This window comes from Nitrobacter sp. (assembly GCF_047149785.1).
Classification (GTDB): Bacteria; Pseudomonadota; Alphaproteobacteria; order Rhizobiales; family Xanthobacteraceae; genus Nitrobacter.
In genome coordinates, this window is the sequence record NZ_BAAGBE010000001.1 from 2,177,138 (window position 1) to 2,196,430 (window position 19,293).

Consider the following 19,293-nt stretch of genomic DNA (forward strand, 5'->3'; position numbering starts at 1 on the left):
AAATCAAAAACACAGAGCCCGCTTCTGATCTAATCAGAGGCGGAAAGGCTCTGGTGCGGCCGATCAGATCGTATCCTCGATCCACTGCCACAAGCTAAAGCGGCCGGACTGCGATACCAGTTGCCGCAGGTCAGCGGTCATACCGGTGAGCTTGGCATTCGGTGCCGCGAGACCCGTAAACAAGAGTCGCATCGCGCCGTTCCGGTCAAATACATAAACTGCTGAACCGTGAGTAACCTCGGGAGGATTACCATTGCTTGCCGGCTGCACTGAATAGGCAACGCGATAGCGCTTGGCAAGGGTAGCGAGCTGATCGGGTGTGCCGCGCAAACCAACGACCTGCGGCGCAAACGCGGCCACATAGCTTTTCAGTACGGGCAATGTATCACGGCCGGGATCTACCGTGACAAACAACACCCGCACATCATCCACCTTCTTTCCGAGGGTCTTGAGCATGGTGCCGATGTCAAGCAACGTTGTCGGACAAACGTCGGGACAAGATGTATATCCGAAATAGAGCAGAACGACCTTACCCTTGAAGTCTGCCGACGTGACCGTTTTGCCGTCCGATGCGCGCGTCATCGTAAAATCGAGCGACGGAAGAACGCCGGTCATATCGGTCGAATTCCAGGCTTTTGCCTCGGGCCCCGCGATCAGCAGCGCCGCGAACAGACCAGCGGCAAATATTGTACAGATCGTCTTGCGCACCGAGCACCACGAATCCGGTCTCTGCGAGACCGTCAGATTTGACATGAACCTCTCCTGCGCAACGTGAACTCCCAATTAACCGCGGCAGTCGATCCAATCAGCCGTTCGACGCGCCTATCGGTACGGGGTCGTACCCTTTGATCTATTTAAGGGGTAGAACATCTTCACCTCGTAAAGCGATAGGCCAATCAGTGCAAAGCCCTGATGAGCGGTGAGGATCAAAAGACCGTGTTATTGGCCTGCTAACCCGCATTTGCATTGCTTCACCCCCACTTCGGGGTTTACGACGCGTCCGGGGCTGCAATCACCAGCGCGAGCATATGCCATTGTCCAGCGTCGCCGACTGTCCTTCTCAAAAACGCCGATTGCCGTATTTTCTTCGCAAGCCGATTTTGTGGCTATGCGCAATCGCCATGATCCTCGCGTTGCTGGCTGAATTGAGTTGGATGCAGTTCACACGCGAGGGCCTCGTTTGGCATAGCCGGACGTTCAATCAGGTCATCATTATTCTTGCGGCTGCCTTGGTCTGCGCTATCTACGCAATCGGAGTAGCGCGCGGTGCCACATCGAACTTTCCGCAGCGGCGCTGGCGTCACGCTGCTTTTGCTGTCGGCATCGGAACGGTGCTGTTGGCATTTGAGGCGCCGCTGGGCACGTTGGCACGGCAACTCTTTTTTGCGCGACAGCTACAGGATCTGCTGCTCGGCGTTGTAGCCCCTATCCTGATCGTGCTCGCGATGCCCAGGAGAGCGCTTATCGCCGGCATTTCTAGAGAAACGCCGAGTAACGCGTCTCCTTTCGAAGTCGATGACACCGAACTGCAAGCCGATTCTTTTTGGTGGAACGCGGCCGCAACGGCATTGTCTATCGGGGTCCTATATATGTGGCTCTATCCGCCGTTTCAAAACGCGACGGTCACAAGCTTGCCGATCGAATTGGCTTTAAATGGGATGACTTTCGGCGCTGCACTTCTGTTCTGGGGGTTCATCCTCGATTTTCGCCCGCTCCCGGCGGGGGCAGGCTACGGTAGCCGCCTCATGATGTTGTGGATCATGTCCCTCTCGCATATCGCAGTCGGCGCATACTTAACGATAAAAACAGAAGTCCTCTATTCGGCGTATGGAATGGGCGAGCGGCTTTTCGGCATCAGTTCGCTCACGGACGAGGTAACCGGCGGTTTCATTATCTGGGTTCCGAGCGCGCTGCTCTGCCTCGCCGCAATCATCATGGTGATCCATCTATGGGGACTGCATGAGGACCGGGTCTGGGCAAAATATTCAGGATGGTCATCCTCGAATTCTGCCGCCCTGTTGTTTCCGACTACCGGCGAGCAACTCATCACCCTGGCGCGGCCAAAAAATCGGGCGATGGCTATAGTTGTGATCAGTTTCGTCATAGGGGTATTCGGTTTTACGATTCTCGGAGGCATCCTCAATCACATCAACAACGGACGCCACACCGCCGCCCGTGACGTCCTGATCGGACAACATCTGGTGGCGGCACATTCGACGGCTGGCCACTCAATGGAATGAGACGAGAACTGAGCTCTGCCGGGGAGCTTAACCAAAAAGGCAACCGAGCCCCGTTGCCGGATCCCTCCCTTCATGCCTAATCGGACGTCTGCCGCACGACCGGAACCGACCACGCCTTCGGCATATGTGAGATGCCGCAGGCGCCAACCACCACGGCCAAAAAAGCGCGTCTTCGCCATATCCGCGCAATGACATCTCGCAGCCGTAGACGCTGTTGCTGTGTCTCTTACAGCCGCCATCTCAATGCAGCGCGCCGAACCCGCTATGCCGGATGTTTCCTTGCTTGCTGGCGTGATCGCGCTCGTTCACCGCTCTTGCGTGCACGGCCGTAATTAAGGTGCACCGGAGTCGCCGACGAAATGAGAGCTAGAGCCTTTCCGCTTCTGATGGAATCAGAAGCGGGCTCTATGATTTTGATTTGACGCGTTTTCTTGACGCGAACCGGTAGCCACCTCGCTTGAAAACGCTCTAAGCCGCGCTGGTAAGTTCTTCCACCTTCGCTGGATCGAAGGATTTGGAATCGACTTTGAGATAGGCAAGCTTTTCCTCTGCGATCACAACAGCATCGGCCACGCCCGGTATTTGCCGCAGCTTGTCGGCAAGGCTCTCTGAGCTTGCGGCCTGGGCCTCAGAGATCCGCACGAGATGCGTTATCAAATAGCTAGGACGCGCCATCGTCGCCGTGGCGGCCAGCCATAGAAGCGCAAGGACGGTCGATAGTATGAATACACCGGTGTCGCCCGCATTCTGGTGCATCCACCCGCCTGCGGCGCCACCTACGAAAATTCCCAGGAATTGCGAACTCGAATATACCCCCGCCGCCGTGCCCTTCGCGTCGGGGGGCGCGGTCTTTGTGATGAGCGAAGGCAGACTCGCCTCCATGATGTTGAAGCCCGAAAAAAAGATCGTTATCGCCGCGAGCAGAACATAGACATCGTGGCCGTTGAAAACGAGCATGATCTGACTAACTGCGAGCATCCCCACGGCGCTTATGAACACGGTTTTCATGCGCCGGTATTTTTCGGCGACGATGATCGCCGGAACCATCACCACGATGGATAGAAGCAGGACCGGCAAATAGACGATCCACTGGCTGCGGCTCGTCACGTTGAGCCCTTCGTGCAGGAGTTCCGGCACGACGAGGAAACTCGCCGTCAGCATGGCGTGCAAGGTGAAGATACCAAAATCAAGGCGGAGCAGCTCCGTATTTTTCAGCACGGATCCCAGCATAGCTGGCACCGTCTCGGTATCGCGATGCAGACTCAGGCGACGCGGGCTTGGCACGATGAATAGAATGATGCCAATGCCGAGCAACGCCAAACCTGCCGTCAGCCAGAAGATCCCAGCGATACCGGCAAGACCAGCGACAATGGGTCCCGTGACCAGAGCAATCATGAATGAGGTTCCGATGGTGATACCCACCATCGCCATTGCCTTGGTCCGGTTTTCTTCCGAGGTAAGGTCCGCCACCAGAGCCAGGATGACCGAGCCAACCGCACCTGAACCTTGCAATACCCGTCCGATAATCACACCGTCGATTGAGTTTGAGACGGCTGCGACTGCACTGCCAACGCCAAATACCGCGAGTCCCAACACAATTATGATCTTGCGGCCGATCTTATCGGACAAAACACCGAAGGGTATCTGCAGAAGTCCCTGGCTCAAGCCGTAGATGCCGAGCGCCAGCCCGATCTTGTACGCCGTTGCCCCTGAAAGATCGCGCGCGTAAGCAGCAAGCACCGGATAGATCATGAATAGGCCGAGAAGCCTTACCGAAAAAACTGCGGCAAGCGAGGCAGCTGCACGAAATTCCCGTTTATCCATGATATCTGTTTCGCGAAGAGAAAGCCTGAGTATCACCTTAAGAAGCTTCGAGCACCTCTTGGACCGTCTCGAATATGTCCTCAGCGGTCCCCTCTATTCTGTCACAGATCCGGAAGACCCTGGCATGAACTGTTTTTCCGATGGCGCGTGCGGCACGGAGCAAAGGCCTTTTTAGACGCCGACGTACTACGCATCTATACAAGTCGATTCAGTTGCCTGCCAGGCAATTTCCTCAATCGAGGTAGACAGCAGGATGAGGATCACGTTTCGGGCTTCTCCTTTGACTGCTCCCTTTTACTGTCAAGACAGAGCGAACGCACCATTTGCTTCCCGTTGATGGCCACCGCTCATATCAACGAAAATTGAAGCGCAGATCAGTACGAAATCGCACCGCGTTCCGTATCGGCCAAGCGAGCGACCCAGCGCTGGCTTCCGGCGTTACGGCGGTGCCGTTCGATTTCTCCGGCCTCCGCGGCGACCGACGTGCGGCGGCGAGCCAGGCGGGCGCGGCAGCGCCTTGATAGAGTGGCTCCGCTTTCGGAATTGAGGCCGCGGCGGGCGCTCAGGCCTGGCTAACCGAACATGGGCTCGGATTAGCCGCCACCGATTGTACGTTATCGTACCTGGCGATCCAGCGTTCGCGATCGCACGTGGCTGCAACCCTTCGTACTCCGGCATTCCCATGCTTTTAGGTTGATGCGAGAGGGGCTCTGACAAGCAGCCGAGCGTCTCGCGGCAAGATGCTGCCGCTTTATGTCCAGGCAAGCCTTGCCTGAGTGCGCAACAGACTCTACGCTTTGTCGCTGATGCTTACGCCTATTATCTCCGGGCAGGGCAACCGAAAGAGCGAACGGTGACAGAGGTTCGGAACAAGCTGCTTCGTCTCATTCCAGACGACGAGCTCTCTCGCATTATCGGACTTTGCGAGCGTATTCCGCTTCGGCCGCATCAGGTTCTTCATCACCATAGGCTGCCGATGGAGCATGTCTACTTCGTCGAAAGCGGACTGGTGTCGGTCGCAGCGTGCGTAGGTCACGAAGAATTCGTTGAGGTCTGGTTGATCGGGTCAGAAGGATTGGTCGGCGCGCCGGTCTTGCTGGCGCCTAAGACTGTGCCTCTGCACCGTAGAACCGTCCAGGTGAACGGCGAAGCGCTACGAATCAGGACGGTTGATTTCTCGAAGATTCTCGACGATCTCCCTCACTTGCGTTCAGTCGTGGAACGATATCTCGCCGCCGTTCTGGTGCAGACCTCGCAATCGGGAGCTTGCAATGCCTACCATGGTGTCAGGCAGAGGCTTGCCCGCTGGCTGCTTGTTGCTCGCAATGCTCTGGGCAAGGACGAGATGCCGCTCACGCATGTAATGCTAGCCGAACTACTCGGCGTCCGGCGCGCCAGCGTGACTGAGTGCCTTGAAGTCCTCCAGAAAGCAGGGATGATCTCAACCAAGCGAGGCTGGGTGACGGTGGAGGACGCTGTTGGATTAACGAAGCTGTGCTGCGATTGTTTTGGCCTAATTGAACGCGAATATCGCCGCCATCTGCTCTCGGCTGATCATACCGACTCCCGTCCTGAGGAGGACGCCGCGATCACCAATACGGTTGCCCGGAGATGATTAGAGCGTTTTCAAGCGAAGTGGCTACCGGTTCGCGTAAAGAAAATGCGTCAAATCAAAATCATGGAGTCCCGCCTCTGATTCCATCGGAAGCGGAAAGGCTCTAGCTGTGTTCTAGCGTCGTGGGCGTAAGACAGAAGCGACTTGCCGGCGTACGGATGCGTTGGGCCAGCAACTAATAACGGGGAAGCGTCAATGGGTCGGTCAGGAGACCTCGCATGGCAAGCTTCGCAACAAACGGCAACGCCATCAGGCGCGTGACCTGATTGCGGACGAAGATACCCCATCTTGTCTTCGGCGCGAAAGAACTGGCGAACCTCTCGGCGGAGCGCTGTTTCCCGGCCATGACGGATTGGAGCATGCTCTCATACACCTTGAAGGCGACGCGGTAATCGCCCTCCGCTTTGCTCAATTCCCCTGCCAAAATATAGGCAGCGCCCATCGCCAGCGACGTCCCCTGCCCGGCCAACAGCGAGGGGCAAGAGCAGGCATCCCCGACCAACGCCACCCTTCCGGCCGTCCAAGACGGCATGCGTATCTGGCTGACGGAATCAAAATACAGATCGTCTGTGTCGTCCAAGGCTTTCAGGATTGCAGGGCACTCCCACCCGTCCCGTCCGAAGACCTCGCGCAGAGTCTGCTTTTGCGCCAGCGTGTCGTGCGGAGCGATTTTCAATCTCTCCTCCGTCGCGAACACAAAAAAGAACACTGTTCGGTCCCCGCGCAGGGCATAGCGTGAGACCTGGCGGCCGGGCGGCGCGTAGCCGACGTAGGCGCGGGAATCGCGGTGAGGATAGCCGGTCACCACGAAAGACGCAGTGTAGTATCCGAGGTATTTCTCGAAGCGCTCTTCGGGACCGAACACGATCTCGCGGACGGGCGAGTGCAGGCCACCGGCGCCGATGACGAGATCGAAATTTTCGGCCGGTGCGTGCCTGAACGACACGCGCACACCGTTTTCATCCTGCTCGATGGCGGTAATCGTATCACCGAACATCGTGCGCACCTCTCCATGGAGCGAGTCATAGATCAGCCGCGCCAGATCGCTGCGCAGGATGCTCAGGAAGCGATCTCCCAGCACGGATCTGATGGCGTTGGCGCTAAAACCACCGGCTTTCCGGCCGTGCTCATCGACGATGCGGACCTCGTCGACGTCGTAGGCATCACCGTCGAGCGCAGGCAGCAAGCCCATTCTGTCGGCTACCTCGAATCCCAGCCCCCAAAAATCCACAAGATAGCCGCCGGTGCGCAGCGTGGGCGCGCGCTCAATAAGGACCGGCTCGAAACCATATTGGCGAAGCCAGTACGCAACGCTCGGGCCGGCGATACCTGCACCCGATATGAGAATCTTGCGATTGTTCATCACACGCGGTTAGCCACCTGAAAGAGCCCGGCTTAGACCGAGAGTATGAAGCGAACCGCGGCGGTCGGTCAAATTGCCCCGGCGCTCCCGCATTGCCAATCATCGACTTTCGGGCCGCCCCGCTTAATCTGAAATCGCGGAACACGGCGTTATAAGATAGGCGGGAGCGGGTTGGTATACGCCTCGCATTGATCGCCCCTCGCACACCTCGAGCCGCAACAGGGACATGTCCCGATCACGTATCGATCCGGCAGGAAGCGCGCATCCTCACCGCTTTCCGAAGCCCAAACTACGATAATTTTATTATCTTCATGGCACCTCACCTCTTCAACGAACCCGCGCGGCACCAGTCTGAAGCGGTGGAGCCGGCATATCGTTGATCCTTCTCCCATCAATGCGCAGACATCCCGAACTGCATTGATGATCGACGGCCTCCGATCGGCTTTAATATGATGTGCTTTTACCGGTTCGCGACTTCCTTACAAGCTCGGATTGCAGCTCCAGGAGATCCTGCTCAACGCCGCAATGCGCTCGATTCTCCGACAGCGCACAACCGGGGAAACGCTAAAGGTCATGCAACCGCTGCGTTCCGGACACCTCGATCGGCTCCTCCGCCGCCGCCGATGGCGGCGTAAAGCTGCGCCAATGGTGTCGGCTTGGCGACCGAGATATCTGATCCGCGTTCACGCAGCCAGCGGTTGGCCGCCTCCACGGACAGCGGTCCGAATTCCAGTTCCGAAAGGCACCGGCCCGGACGCACGACCGCCGGGTGCATCGTGGCAAGCGGCTCGTTGGTGGTAATCAGCACCATGAGGTTGAGGCCCTGTCCCATCAGGCCGTCGGTGAGGTTGAGAAGACGGGACAGACCCTGGCCGATCATGGACCGCGCCTCCGTCGTCATCAGCTCGCCGGCATCCTCCAGGATAATGAGCTTGCTGCGCTTGGCCGCCAGCGCCCCAGCACGCCCGCCACCAAAACGCGCAACCTGGAACACATAGGTCGGCGCGCCGCCGACGAAACGCTCGGCATCGGTGATGAACGCGGCATCGCACCAGGATTGCCACTCCCGCAAAAGCGCGCGCAGCGCATGGGTCTTGCCGGTTCCCGGCTGGCCATGCCAGAGAATCAACCGTTCCTTCGGACATGACCTGAGCGCGAACAGCCGCTCCATTCCCTTCGCGACGCTGCCGTCGTAGTTACCTGACAGCTCGGCCCAGCGCGGCGCCTCCAGTCTGCGCATGAACGGCATCGGGTACTTGTCGGGATCGGCCGCCCAGAACGTCACCGGCACCATCGGAGTTTCTTCACCGCTGTCGATCTGCTTGATCAGGGCGGCGGAGACACGTCCGACCGCCTCGGCATCGTTACCGGCGGTGAAAATCTCGGCCCAGCCGTCCACGATTTCGACAAGGGAGATCAGATCGGTGTCGTGTCGCAGGATCAGGCTCTTGCGCTGGCCTTCCCAGATCTCGCTGGCGTGGAGCGCCTTCCTGAACTCACCCAGCAAATCGAGCGACCAGCTATCGAGCGTCAGCTTTTCATGAACAATATGCGGCAGCGGCTTGCCTTGGACTTCGCGGAAGAAGAATGCCACCGGGTTGTCATGAACCCACGGCTGAACGCGCCAGTAGACTCCCGCTCCCGCCATGTTGCCGCTTTCGGGTATGCTGTTGTCCATGTGGCTCGTCCTTCCTGACAGGTGTTAGAACTTGGCGATGAGCGAAACCGGGTCGTTCGGTGGTCTTAGGGCGCTGCACGAAATCTTTCATATCCGGCCGATACGCTATTTGCAACTATATACAGCGCGGCATCGATCTCGTCATCCGTAAGATTGTGATGATAGGCCTGCGCGTAAATCTCGCGATAGGCGGCGCGGGTCGTATGCGGCAAGGACGGATGCAGAATTTCGGCGAGCCAGACCAGCGTCAGGGTTCGATCAACGAACTCATTGTTGAATGATGTCCTTGGCATCAGATACACGCGCTTATCGCGGACGGCGCGAAGCGCTTGCCAGAGGGGATTGCCGTAAATGCTGCCGAGATTGTCATCGGCATCATCGCCCGGAGAAACGATCACATCGGGATCGTAAAGCAGGATCTCTTCGGGGTCGGCGGGCCCATGATAGGGGATCTCTCCCGCCGGATTGATGCCACCGATTTGTTGAAGCAAGACGTTGAGAAAATAGCTTTTCTGGCCCACCCATAATCTGCCGTCGTCGTACATCCCCATCGGCAGCACCTTTATCGGCGCTCCGGACGGCAGCAGGGCCTCCAGCTTGCGGCGCCTGGCCTCGGCGTCCCGCCACAGGCCGGCGGCGCGCGCTTTCCGACCGGACACTCTCCCCAGAATGTCCCATATCGTCTTCAACCGATCCGGCGACTCCCAATCAAGCTCGACGAGCCCCGGATACCCCGTCTTGCGCAGCGGTTCGGACTGGCTCTGCCAGGCAATAACGGCGTCAGGATTGACGTGCAATACCAGCTCGGGATCGGGAATGGCCCCATTGACCCCGACCAGCGGCAATATCGCGATCTGCGGAAAAAACTGTCCGAAGAGACCCTTCTCGGTCCTCCGGCGCACGAACTTCGAAACGGCCGCCACATGATCAAGGCCTTGATCGATCGCGGCATAGGATGTGAGAACCGGTGCGAGAACCGCCACGCGACGCGCGCCTTCAAACCCGGAATGCGGCGTATCGGCGCGAGCCATCGATGCGCCGGACGCAACAGAACTTCTCGTAACGTGCGGCGGGACCGCGCCGACAATCATGCCGAACAGACCAACGGCGACAAAGAGAAGTGAAACGCCGGGTCCGTTTCCCACCATGTCCTGCCTTTATCCCATGACCCATGTACCGATCAAAACTTGACCTGACCGGAAAACGAGATGGTTCGGGGTGCGCCAACCAAATTAGGAGTCATCCAGTATGCATGATCCGTCAGGTTGGCGACGTTCATCCGCAAGATCAACTCCTGGCCCGAGGGGATCCTGGTCCGATAACGCAGTCCGAGATCCTCGGTGACATATGACTTGATGAATGCCGAGTTGATCTGATCGACCGCCTGCGGACCGTAGTAATAAACGCCACCGGTCAACGTCAATCCCGGGATAAATGGCAGATCATACTCCATCGTCATTTTCGCCATCCGGTCCGAGACGCCGACCGGGCGTTTATCGTCAGTAATCGGACTTGAGGTTTGCACCACGCGCGAGTCCATCAGCGTGACACTGCCCAGGACTCGCAGATCCGGCATGATCTTGCCGGTCGCGGTGAGTTCGATGCCCTTGTGTATTTCGCGTCCGTCCTGAACGTATGTCAGCGTGCCGTCCCCATTATTTTGAACAAACTGATTGGCTTTGTTGATCTGGAACAGAGCTCCAGTCAGCAGCATCCCGCCGACGTTGGCCTTGGCCCCGAGTTCATACTCGTCGCTGAGGTATGGAGGCAGAATCTGGCCTGCGTTTGTAAACGTAGGAAGCGCCGGCACGATTGCGCCCTGCTGAAAAGACTGGCTGTATGTGACGTAGGTCGAAGCCCACGAAACAGGCTTAAAAACCAGAGATGCGGTGGGCGTCAGCTTCGTTTGGGCTTGATCAGATTGCAATGCGAAAGGCGGAGTCCTGTTGAAGTCCGTTTCGGCAATCCTCGCGTAATTTCCCCCAATCAGTGCGGACCACTGATCGTTGAACCTGATGTCGTCGCCAATAATCATATTGGTTTGAGTGACAGTATAAAATTTGTACCAGGTCCCATAATATGAAGTCGAAGCCGCATTCGGTGGAAATGGAGGTTGATTAATATAGACCGGCCCTGCTCCAATATTGAAAACGGGGTCAATAAAGTCGGTATTCCCCGCTTGCATGTCGAGGGATGTCGAGTTGCCGTAAGCGCCGAATGTAAGTTTGTGTTCGACGGAGCCAGTGTAGAAATTGGCATCGATAAACGTATAGCCCGAGTGCGTATTGTTTCGTGAAGCCGAGCCAAAATAGAGGTATTGATCGTAATTACCGTGATTGTCGTCCCAATAGTTTTGTCCGTAAGGCGCCCCGCGGTCCAAGCTGGTCTCAAACGAATACGCGGCCCGAACAGATATGACATCGTTGAGATGCGATGAGAATGAAACCTGGGCCCGGTCAACCGTGTCTGAGGTGCTGGCCCATTGTTGCAGCCACAGCTTATGTGGATCCGGAACACGAGTGTAGTCGAAATCGCCGCCGGGATACCAAGTTGGGGTGACTCCCCGAATCAACTGGTCCTGATGTGACCCAACGAACTCGAGCTTTGTATCGGGAGTGATGTTCCATGTGAAAGCGCCGGTGATCAGCCCCCGCCGGATCGACTGGAAATCGACTGGCGTCGAACCGTCCTGACCGACAATGTTGAGCCGGTAACCGAACTTCCCTTCCTTGTCGATGGGGCCGCCGATATCGAGGTGCGTAAAGCCCTGCAGATAGCCGTAGTCTCCAACAGTCAGGCTGTAATAGGGAATCGGCGTCGGCTTCTTGTAGACAAAATTGACCATTCCGCCGACATCGGTGCCGCCGTAGAGAAAGCCTGTCAGGCCAGTCAGCACCTCGACGCGTTCTTTGTCCTCCAACGGCGTTATCCCAGAGAAACCATCCCTCATCCCATCGATGGCTTTGGCGGTTAAAGCGAAGCCTCGCAACATTGTAGATGGAGATCCATATCCGGCGAACGAGGTGGGTGGTCCGGCTACGGGACTGTACTTGAAAGCGTCTTGCGGCTGGGCGGCAAGTCGGTTTTCAAGGAAATCTGTCGACAGCACGTTGACCGAGTATGGGACATCAAGAATCGGCTTCTGCCCGAACGGGCCGAAGTTGGTGACTGTCGCGGGCCGGTAGCCTTGCGCCTCGCTGCCCTCGCGCGTGCGATAGGCTTCCGCCGCCGCTGCGGCCTGCTGCGCGGCCACATCGACCGGCGGCATCCGCCGGTGCTCCCCCCGCCGGGCTCGCCGCGGCTTTGCGTGTTGATTCGAAGCCGATCGTGGGATCACCGACGCCGGCCGATGAGCCGGCGGCTCGACAACGACGGGCGGTAACGCAGGCTGCGATTGCTGTTCCTGACTGACTGCCGCTCTGGAAAAAAGCAGGCTCATTGCCGTCGCACAAAGAAGCACGGCGCCCCGCGCCTGCCGTTCTTGAGATTTAAGCACCGAAGTCCCCCTTCTTCATGCACTATCTTGCGGGCGCGCTTGTCCGCCGGCGCACGACATGGTCGCGGCCTCTTCGCTAGCTGGATTTCGATTGGACGCTTTACTGCGAGCGGAGAGTGAATGCGTCTATTCAGCGTCTCTCACCGACCGCAACCCACCTGACAAAGGGCGAATCTGCGGAGAACCGCTATGCTGCTCTATTCGCGCTGCCGTCTATCTTCCGCCACGCCGGTCTCCCCGAAGATCCCCAAATCGCTATATTTGATGAGATACCGCGTGACATTAGGGTTGGAATTCCGGATGTAAATGGAAAAAATCACACTATTTTCGGATGCGGCTGCGCGAAAAGAAAGCGACGGATGCCCCTGAACACATTTCTGCGTCTCGAATTCACGAAGCCAGCCGCGTATTGCTCCGGCATCGGCGGCTATATAGCCTCGCTTCTCGAGGCTGTCGCCACATTCGGGTCGGTCTCCGCGGCCGCGCGCGTTATGAAAGCCGATCCGCCTTTCCTGCGGAGGATGGTTCGCTGCATCAATGAAGACTTTGGAGGCATCATCGTCCTTAAACGGGGACGTTCGGGAGGCGCCTTTGTGACGGGCAAAGGTCTGGCGCTGCTGCAACAGTACAGAATGATTGACGAAGGTATTCGACGAGTCTTCGCCGAGGACCTGCGTGAAATTGAGAAGCTTATAGGCAGCGACCCGCAAATGCCGCGACATTTGATGGAATATGACCGCTGGAGACAACTTTCGCCGCCTAAAACTGAAAACTCCAAACGTCGGGCGCAGGCGACGAAATCGACGATCGTAAATTCGGTCCCGCTATCAGTTCATGTCTATCTGGCGCTTTTCTCGGAAAAACTATGGATCGGCGAAAGAAGCATGATCCTGCTTCGGGCGATGCCGAGCATGGATCAATCGCAGCCGCCGCACGCGCGACGGATTGGACCTATTATCGCGTGCAGAAGAGGATTAGATCGCTGAACCGGGATCTGGACGAAATCGTTCTCACCCACCGCGGGCGCGGTGGCGCGATTTTGACGACCCGAGGCGCGGAACTCGTCGAACGTTTTTACAAGATCCAACGCGGTATATACGACAAATTTTCCAGCGAGCTTGCATTCGCGGCGCATCTTGCCGGCGGTGATAAGAAGGGCAACAAAATTTCTCCTCGCGACGCCCGATGGATGGAAGCCAGAGCCAAGCTGGGCGCGTGTGACGATATATGTATTCGAAGCGGAGTCGGAATGGCGAGCCGTTGATCCCGCCGGAACTAACGCCCAACAGTCGCTTCATGCGAGCACCATTCCGGTGTCTATTTGCGTTCATGAGGATCCGATAAATCCGACGCGACTTTCGCGTTGCTATATTATTGTCATGGGTCTGGCGTTGATCCGTCGACACCGTCCCCGATCTCCTGACACAGCTTCGGTCCCCTGGCGAGTCGACGCCCGAGCGTTTCCAAAAACTTGTCATATCGCTCGCCGCCCTTGGCGTGGGCGGCAGCCTGGGCCATTTCCGGCAAGGACGCGGTCGATGTCAGCCAGGCGCGGATGAAGATGGCGAAGGCTTCATTGGCGATGCCCGTATCGCGCTCCAATGCCCATAAGGGATTAATTCCATCGCCCATACTCGACCTACATGGCGCACGCCATGCTTCCGGCTTCTCTTTGACGGTTCATGCTTCGTTATCGCCGTCGCGGCTGTTCGCTGTCGCGCATTCTTTTCTTGCAGGTTAGGTCCATGCCCTCGGCTTTCTAGTCGCCGCCGGGCTTGCCCTGTTCAACAGGTCGATTAGCTTGCAAGATGCCCCTACCTTTCAGAAGGGACGCCAGAACGGCGGTACAGAAATTGCCAAGTTCCTCAAATTAGGACTCATGCTCGTGTTATCGTCGGTTAACATTGGGACCGAATAATTCACCCATCAGCCACGCAGTTTAGTATGCGGCTATATGACAACCAATATTTCCCAATTGGCTGAGTGCCCATTATTATCCCGACTGGCGCGCCCGAAGAGATTCGAACTCCTGACCCCCAGATTCGTAGTCTGGGAAAGATCATTGAAATTATTGTAGCTCGTTACCGTAAGAACAGAAAATCATCGCCGCGCATTACTTATGCCACCTTTTGCCGTTACCGAATAGAACGACGAAACGGGACGTTGGCTTGGTCTTGTAAGCGGGCGGAAGCGGCCGACGGTCCGGCTCGATCCACGGGCCATCCTTCGGGGCCGGGAGTAGTCACCTGATGCCACGCCCGATCTTCGACTTTGGGAAACGTTAAGGCATTCCGCCATACCACTGCCGGGGTCCTGTCTCCCGGATCAGTATGTCCCGAACATCAAAACGTTTCGCCTCGCACCTGCGCCGCTGGCGGCGCCGCGGAACGCGGGCGTGTCAGAAGATCGCCAAGGCGCCACGATCTGTCCGGATCGCAGGCGCTGTGGCGGTCGTGCTCGCCACCGGCGTGACGACGAACCTCATTTATCAGATAGTCCGTAAACCGGCCGAGTTGTTCTTCTTCATCGGTCACAGACTCGACAAGGAGCCCGCCGAGACGTGGCGGCATTACGGACAATTGTTTCGGACATATGCGACCCGCTCGATCTCGCCGGAATTGTTGGCAGCGCTCGCTCAAGTTGAGAGTTCAGGCAATCCGGTGGATCGGACCTATTGGCGCTGGCAGTTCAGTTTCAATCCTTTCAAGATCTATCAGCCGGCATCCAGCGCCGTCGGCCTATTCCAAATGACTGATCCTGCCTATTCGGAGGTCGCACGTTTCTGCATCCGAGCAAGATTGGTCGAAGATACTGGTTGTGGTTTCGGCCCCTATATCCGCGTCATACCCAGCCATGCCGTCGAGCTGGCATCAATATATTTGGACCGGAACGTAGCTGCCGTCCTCACCCGGGCGGGCAACGTACCGGCTAACGAGCGGCAAAGGCAGGATCTTGCCGCCTTCATCCATCTCTGCGGCGGAGGCCCCGCCACCGCATACGCACGACGTCACTTCCAGATGAACGCTACCGAACGATGCGGGGACCATCTCGTTGCGGCGTACATTTTCAAGGTCGATACGATGAGACGACGATTTCAACGCCTTGCCGCCAACGACGTGTGAATAGGCGTCGGAGAGTGACCCCTCCCGCGCCAAGCAGATCAATAGCTTAGCGCGCCGATCGGCGTCCGGACCCCGCGCCGATTAACACCAAAGGTACCGTGTGGACGTTTCCTCCCTGACTAGGGGCACTCGTTGTTCCGCGTCCGCTTGGATATTGAGTGATCAGTACGCGCGACCACGGCCCCGATGAAATCGACGATTGCATCGGCGCGCGTACAGTGGCGAAAGCCGCGTCCGACGCCGGGCTGTTTCGGATATTCGCCGGCGAGATGCAGATCGGAGATCACGTAGACGCGACGCAATTGGCCAACCCCCTTCACATCTTGGGCGCACCGTCTAACGGCGTGAACTTCCCCGTGGTTTCGCAAGACGCTTCCTGCCCTCTATGGCCCGGCAAAGCACAATAACTCCTCGCTCACGCGAGAGGCAGCATCTCGATCCATGCGTCGTCCCTTGGTCAACGCCATTTGACCAGCGCGCTGCGGTCGTTACTGCGCCGCTAAGGCAGGCAGCCCGCGAAATCGCCCAAGGTCGGTGCTGTCATCCATGGCAGGCCACTGATGCGATTGTGCAACACTACATAAAAAGTGGCAAACTCTACCTGTCGCTACTCTTACACTTTCCAGGGATTGTGCAACTTTAGCGGGATATTTTCTATTTTTTTGGGCGGCGCTTACTGCCGTTGGAGGACAACATGCCAGTCGGCGACAAGGAAGCGGCAGTCGTCGCGTGCGTCAACGCGGCGCTCAAAGCGCGCGGCTACAACCCGCCATACGATACTAGCCAGAAAATGAATGGTGTCCCGATTTATGGCTACCAACCGGAAACGATGATCATGTTTCATCGCAAGGTTAGAACGTGCCTGGCCGCAAAGGGCTACACTTACACGTATAGAGAAACGCTCGCTTACATGAACCAAACACTCGTCATGACGCTTGCGGAAATCTACGCGGCGATCGACGTGAAGACCACCGCTCCTGCGCCTGCCGGCGCTGCAGAAGTAGCTTTCCAACCGGTGTCAGACGGAGGCGTAGCGCCCCAGCGCACGACGAAAAAGGCGGCGAAGGCACCCCGAGCAAGGGCCAAGCCCGGACGGGCGGGGAAGAAGGCCGCCAAGAAGAAAGCCGCTAAGAAAAAGCCTGCATCCAAAAAGAAAACCCCAGGCAGAGCTGCGGCAAAAAAGAAGAAGGCCGCTAAGCGGAAGGGCAAGAGGAATTAGAGGGACTGCATTCGAGAACTTCAGTTTGACCGATTAGTTTGTAGGAGGCGCCGATGTTACGGGCTGTCTATGCTTGTTCTATCGCATTAATCGCTTCTCTGTTTCACGTGTTGCCGACAGCTGCCGCTAGTCTACTTCCGGCGCAGGGTGACATCTGCAGCGCCATTCCCCCGCCGGGGCAATTGACGGCAGTATCTAAGAGACTGGTTGCAAACTACGTGCTTGCCGGCAATGCAACGGCGATCAAGCGCGTTTTCGGAGATCCAGTCCTCTGGAATTCGATCTTCACGATGGGCGAGGACCAATTTTGCGCAACCTCATCGGTCTGTCGCGGCGTAACAGGTGATGCCTGCAAGAAAGAGGTGGACGCGTGCAAGCTTTCGCGCGCCTCCGCGTTGATGGGCGCGGAAACTCTCCTTGACGGCCTAGCCGCCGACTCTTCGAGCAAGAACCCAAGCTTCAGCATGAGCCCAGCCTTGGTAAGATTCGACAGCGCTGCGCGGATGCGAGCCTATTTTTCCACCGCCGCCGACAACGGCATCGAATGCGTCGCACCGAAATCTGGCAAGATGCCGCAATCTCCGGCCGTTGCCGATACTTCGCCGCTTCGTGTCAGAGGCCTATCGAACGATTTGCTTACGGATCGCAGCGCACCCTCGTTTTCTTCGACGAGCCAGGCCACTTTGACAGCGACCGGCGACCACAGCACTCCTACCCAAACCCAGAACTTCAAAGCAACGGGCGCGATCGGCTACGCCTTCCAGGGTGATCTGGCCACGGCAGTTCCGTACGTGTCCTTCAACCAGTCGATAACCGATGTCACCGGCAAGCCGGTCACAACGGATCCTAGCAGTTTCGTCGCCGGCGGCATGATGTTCACGGGTACCATTCCCGGCGACGTCCTGGTTCAAACAATTGCCGCAAAACCGCAATTTCTGGAGAACACTAAGAACTACAGCCAAATAGGCAGTCTAACCCTTGTCTATAAGCCTTTCACTGGCTTTGATGTCTCCAATGGAGGCTTCAATCTCAATGATCCGAGGCCGCTGCCATTCTGGCCTTCGGTATACGGCGAAGTCTTGTTCGACCTTCGCTCCGACATTGGCCAATACCTCGATCGAGGCAACGATTCCGTGCAGAGACTCCTGAACCAAAACTACGTTCGCGCGGGTACGTACTTTGGATTTTCTCTGACGACAGATCCAAGTGGACCATCGTTCACGCTAACTGTAGCGGAGACCTATCTCCACGGCTTTACCGGCTCTGTCCGCAACCTTGACCTGTTCCATACTCAGTTGACGTACAATTTCGACGCAAAGAAGTACGTCGGCATCACAGTGGCCTATACGAAAGGCAGAAACGAAGATACCGCGCTTCCTACGCAGACGTGGACAGTGGGACTGAGCGCAAAATACTAGCTCGCTCTGCGAACGTAGCGGGTAGTTTCCGCGGGAGGCAATTTGGCAAGTGGGGGCATCAGCCAGCGGCGCACAGTCCAAACGTCTCGGACATAGGCGTGTGGCGTGTGCCTAGGATTAGGCTCAGGACTCATTGATTGAGATAGAATGCAACTGATGCGGCGATGCAGATGGCGGAGAAGAAGGTGTGAGCGCATCGGTCGTAGCGGGTGGCGATGCGGCGCCAGTCCTTGAGCCTGGCGAACAGGTTCTCGATCTTGTGACGGGAGCGGTAGAGCATTTTGTCATAGGCGAGCGCGCGCTTGCGGCTTCTGGTTGGCGGAATGCACGGCTTGACGCCTCTGGCTTTGAGGGCGGCGCGGAACCAGTTCGAGTCATATCCGCGATCGGCGATCAGCGCCGTGGCCTGCGGAAAAGCGTTCAAGATCAGGCGTGCGCCCTTGTGATCGCTCATCTGGCCTTCGGTCAGCAGCATGACAAGTGGTTTGCCGCTCTCGTTGCAGACGACATGGAGTTTGGAGTTCAAGCCGCCTTTCGTGCGGCCGATACACCGGGGAAGAACCCCTTTTTTAACAAACTCGCGGCCGTGCGATGCGCTTTCAGGTGCGTGGAATCGATCATAATGCGCTCGGGCTTTGGCCCTTCCGCCGCGAGGCTTGCGAAGATGCGGTCAAACACGCCGAGCCGGCTCCAGCGAATGAAGCGGTTGTACAGCGTCTTGTGCGGACCGTAGCCTTTCGGCGCGTCCTTCCATTGCAGGCCGTTGCGAATGACATAGACGATGCCGCTGACAACGCGGCGGTCGTCGACCCGCGGCACACCATGCGCCAACGGGAAATGCGGCGATAACCGCGCCATCTGACGCGCGCTCAGCAAAAACAAATCACCCATCAAAGCCCCCCAGTCCGGAAGCCTTTGAATCATGCCTCAATCCAAATTAATAGGTCCTGAGCCTAGGCGTAGCTCCTCCGGCTAACGCCGGTGTCCGATCAAAACAGGGAGCAGTTCAGGTCGGGACCTCTGCCGCCTAAGGCGAAGCGCGCCATTATCATGAGTCCCGCGCTGGCTCGCGGCCTTTGTCGCCGATGCGAGCTCGATTCCTCAATGAGACGCTGCTCACCGCGGTTTGCGCGGAACAGCTAAATTATAGATGTAAATGCTGATCGAAAAATGACCCCCGTCGGCGTCATGGTGACCCCGCCAAGCCATTGTTTTATTGTGTCGGACTTAGGGGACCCTGCGCCGAAACGCCGAAACACAGCCGCGAGTTTCGCGCGCGCCGAGGAGGTCGCATGGATAAGCTGGTGGGCGCCAAAGA

At 57.5% G+C, this 19,293-nt stretch carries 16 protein-coding genes, 1 tRNA gene and 2 pseudogenes; 7 read left to right on the top strand and 12 right to left on the bottom strand.

Annotation, left to right across the window (positions count from 1 at the left end):
- Nucleotides 1-63 precede the first annotated feature (63 nt).
- The gene (locus ACMDCM_RS10015) at nt 64-753 is read right to left on the bottom strand and encodes an SCO family protein (protein WP_412773427.1); all 690 of its coding nucleotides are present in this window, start codon (nt 751-753) and stop codon (nt 64-66) included.
- A 281-nt stretch (nt 754-1,034) separates the two neighbouring features.
- Here ACMDCM_RS10015 and ACMDCM_RS10020 point away from each other — a divergent pair, with 281 nt between their 5' ends.
- Entirely contained in the window at nt 1,035-2,240 is a 1,206-nt protein-coding gene (locus ACMDCM_RS10020) for a cytochrome c oxidase assembly protein (RefSeq protein WP_412773428.1), read from the top strand.
- 468 nt (nt 2,241-2,708) lie between these two features.
- On the opposite strand, the gene ACMDCM_RS10025 is transcribed toward ACMDCM_RS10020, so the two are convergent.
- Nucleotides 2,709-4,064, bottom strand: coding sequence for an MFS transporter (locus ACMDCM_RS10025; protein ID WP_412773429.1), 1,356 nt, complete (start codon nt 4,062-4,064; stop codon nt 2,709-2,711).
- A gap of 853 nt (nt 4,065-4,917) precedes the next feature.
- On the opposite strand from ACMDCM_RS10025, the gene ACMDCM_RS10030 reads away from it, so the two are divergent.
- A complete protein-coding gene (locus ACMDCM_RS10030) occupies nt 4,918-5,679 on the top strand; it encodes a Crp/Fnr family transcriptional regulator (protein ID WP_412773430.1) in 762 nt (253 codons plus the stop codon).
- Nucleotides 5,680-5,854: 175 nt separating this feature from the next.
- On the opposite strand, the gene ACMDCM_RS10035 is transcribed toward ACMDCM_RS10030, so the two are convergent.
- From ACMDCM_RS10035 to ACMDCM_RS10055, 5 genes are all read right to left on the bottom strand, one after another.
- The gene (locus ACMDCM_RS10035; RefSeq protein WP_412773431.1) at nt 5,855-7,042 is read right to left on the bottom strand and encodes an FAD-binding domain; all 1,188 of its coding nucleotides are present in this window, start codon (nt 7,040-7,042) and stop codon (nt 5,855-5,857) included.
- A gap of 149 nt (nt 7,043-7,191) precedes the next feature.
- The gene (locus tag ACMDCM_RS10040; protein WP_412774721.1) at nt 7,192-7,434 is read right to left on the bottom strand and encodes a class I tRNA ligase family protein; all 243 of its coding nucleotides are present in this window, start codon (nt 7,432-7,434) and stop codon (nt 7,192-7,194) included.
- Between the two features lie 179 nt (nt 7,435-7,613).
- On the bottom strand, nt 7,614-8,720 hold the full coding sequence (locus ACMDCM_RS10045) for an AAA family ATPase (RefSeq protein ID WP_412773432.1): 1,107 nt from the start codon (nt 8,718-8,720) through the stop codon (nt 7,614-7,616).
- Between the two features lie 65 nt (nt 8,721-8,785).
- Nucleotides 8,786-9,868 carry an ABC transporter substrate-binding protein gene (locus ACMDCM_RS10050; protein ID WP_412773433.1) on the bottom strand — a complete coding sequence of 361 codons (1,083 nt, stop codon included), beginning with the start codon at nt 9,866-9,868 and terminating at the stop codon, nt 8,786-8,788.
- Nucleotides 9,869-9,900: 32 nt separating this feature from the next.
- Nucleotides 9,901-12,216, bottom strand: a complete 2,316-nt coding sequence (locus ACMDCM_RS10055) for a TonB-dependent receptor (RefSeq protein WP_412773434.1) — start codon at nt 12,214-12,216, stop codon at nt 9,901-9,903.
- A 116-nt stretch (nt 12,217-12,332) separates the two neighbouring features.
- Between ACMDCM_RS10055 and ACMDCM_RS10060 the strand changes: the two genes are divergently transcribed.
- Nucleotides 12,333-13,202: a winged helix-turn-helix domain-containing protein gene (locus ACMDCM_RS10060; protein WP_412774791.1), complete on the top strand. Its 870-nt coding sequence runs from the start codon at nt 12,333-12,335 to the stop codon at nt 13,200-13,202.
- The gene (locus ACMDCM_RS10065; protein ID WP_412774722.1) at nt 13,178-13,480 is read left to right on the top strand and encodes a hypothetical protein; all 303 of its coding nucleotides are present in this window, start codon (nt 13,178-13,180) and stop codon (nt 13,478-13,480) included. The genes ACMDCM_RS10060 and ACMDCM_RS10065 overlap by 25 nt, the downstream gene beginning before the upstream one ends.
- 113 nt (nt 13,481-13,593) lie before the next feature.
- Here ACMDCM_RS10065 and ACMDCM_RS10070 read toward each other — a convergent pair.
- Both ACMDCM_RS10070 and ACMDCM_RS10075 read right to left on the bottom strand, forming a co-directional pair.
- Nucleotides 13,594-13,818, bottom strand: a pseudogene (locus tag ACMDCM_RS10070) (CopG family transcriptional regulator); the annotation flags it as partial.
- Between the two features lie 401 nt (nt 13,819-14,219).
- Nucleotides 14,220-14,323 (bottom strand) — tRNA-Arg (locus ACMDCM_RS10075).
- 223 nt (nt 14,324-14,546) lie between these two features.
- Between ACMDCM_RS10075 and ACMDCM_RS10080 the strand changes: the two genes are divergently transcribed.
- Complete coding sequence (locus ACMDCM_RS10080; RefSeq protein WP_412773435.1) at nt 14,547-15,338, top strand: lytic transglycosylase domain-containing protein; 792 nt, start codon at nt 14,547-14,549, stop codon at nt 15,336-15,338.
- A gap of 119 nt (nt 15,339-15,457) precedes the next feature.
- Here ACMDCM_RS10080 and ACMDCM_RS10085 read toward each other — a convergent pair whose 3' ends face one another.
- A complete protein-coding gene (locus tag ACMDCM_RS10085; RefSeq protein ID WP_412773436.1) occupies nt 15,458-15,640 on the bottom strand; it encodes a hypothetical protein in 183 nt (60 codons plus the stop codon).
- Nucleotides 15,641-16,032: 392 nt separating this feature from the next.
- Between ACMDCM_RS10085 and ACMDCM_RS10090 the strand changes: the two genes are divergently transcribed.
- Entirely contained in the window at nt 16,033-16,557 is a 525-nt protein-coding gene (locus ACMDCM_RS10090) for a hypothetical protein (protein ID WP_412773437.1), read from the top strand.
- A 53-nt stretch (nt 16,558-16,610) separates the two neighbouring features.
- Nucleotides 16,611-17,975: a hypothetical protein gene (locus tag ACMDCM_RS10095; protein WP_412773438.1), complete on the top strand. Its 1,365-nt coding sequence runs from the start codon at nt 16,611-16,613 to the stop codon at nt 17,973-17,975.
- A gap of 130 nt (nt 17,976-18,105) precedes the next feature.
- On the opposite strand, the pseudogene ACMDCM_RS10100 reads toward ACMDCM_RS10095, so the two are convergent.
- Both ACMDCM_RS10100 and ACMDCM_RS10105 read right to left on the bottom strand, forming a co-directional pair.
- Nucleotides 18,106-18,537 (bottom strand): annotated as a pseudogene (locus ACMDCM_RS10100) (IS5 family transposase); the annotation flags it as partial.
- The gene (locus ACMDCM_RS10105) at nt 18,498-18,899 is read right to left on the bottom strand and encodes a transposase (protein WP_412773439.1); all 402 of its coding nucleotides are present in this window, start codon (nt 18,897-18,899) and stop codon (nt 18,498-18,500) included. The gene ACMDCM_RS10105 and the pseudogene ACMDCM_RS10100, both read right to left, overlap by 40 nt.
- Between the last annotated feature and the right edge of the window lie 394 nt (nt 18,900-19,293).

Excerpts from the sequence above, each read along its gene's own strand:
- ACMDCM_RS10025 (WP_412773429.1), bottom strand. The coding sequence starts at position 4,064 with ATGGATAAACGGGAATTTCGTGCAGCTGCCTCGCTTGCCGCAGTTTTT.
- ACMDCM_RS10090 (WP_412773437.1), top strand. The coding sequence starts at position 16,033 with ATGCCAGTCGGCGACAAGGAAGCGGCAGTCGTCGCGTGCGTCAACGCG.
- ACMDCM_RS10080 (WP_412773435.1), top strand. The coding sequence starts at position 14,547 with ATGTCCCGAACATCAAAACGTTTCGCCTCGCACCTGCGCCGCTGGCGG.
- ACMDCM_RS10045 (WP_412773432.1), bottom strand. The coding sequence starts at position 8,720 with ATGGACAACAGCATACCCGAAAGCGGCAACATGGCGGGAGCGGGAGTC.
- ACMDCM_RS10015 (WP_412773427.1), bottom strand. The coding sequence starts at position 753 with ATGTCAAATCTGACGGTCTCGCAGAGACCGGATTCGTGGTGCTCGGTG.
- ACMDCM_RS10050 (WP_412773433.1), bottom strand. The coding sequence starts at position 9,868 with ATGGTGGGAAACGGACCCGGCGTTTCACTTCTCTTTGTCGCCGTTGGT.
- ACMDCM_RS10040 (WP_412774721.1), bottom strand. The coding sequence starts at position 7,434 with ATGGGAGAAGGATCAACGATATGCCGGCTCCACCGCTTCAGACTGGTG.
- ACMDCM_RS10105 (WP_412773439.1), bottom strand. The coding sequence starts at position 18,899 with ATGATTCAAAGGCTTCCGGACTGGGGGGCTTTGATGGGTGATTTGTTT.
- ACMDCM_RS10035 (WP_412773431.1), bottom strand. The coding sequence starts at position 7,042 with ATGAACAATCGCAAGATTCTCATATCGGGTGCAGGTATCGCCGGCCCG.
- ACMDCM_RS10095 (WP_412773438.1), top strand. The coding sequence starts at position 16,611 with ATGTTACGGGCTGTCTATGCTTGTTCTATCGCATTAATCGCTTCTCTG.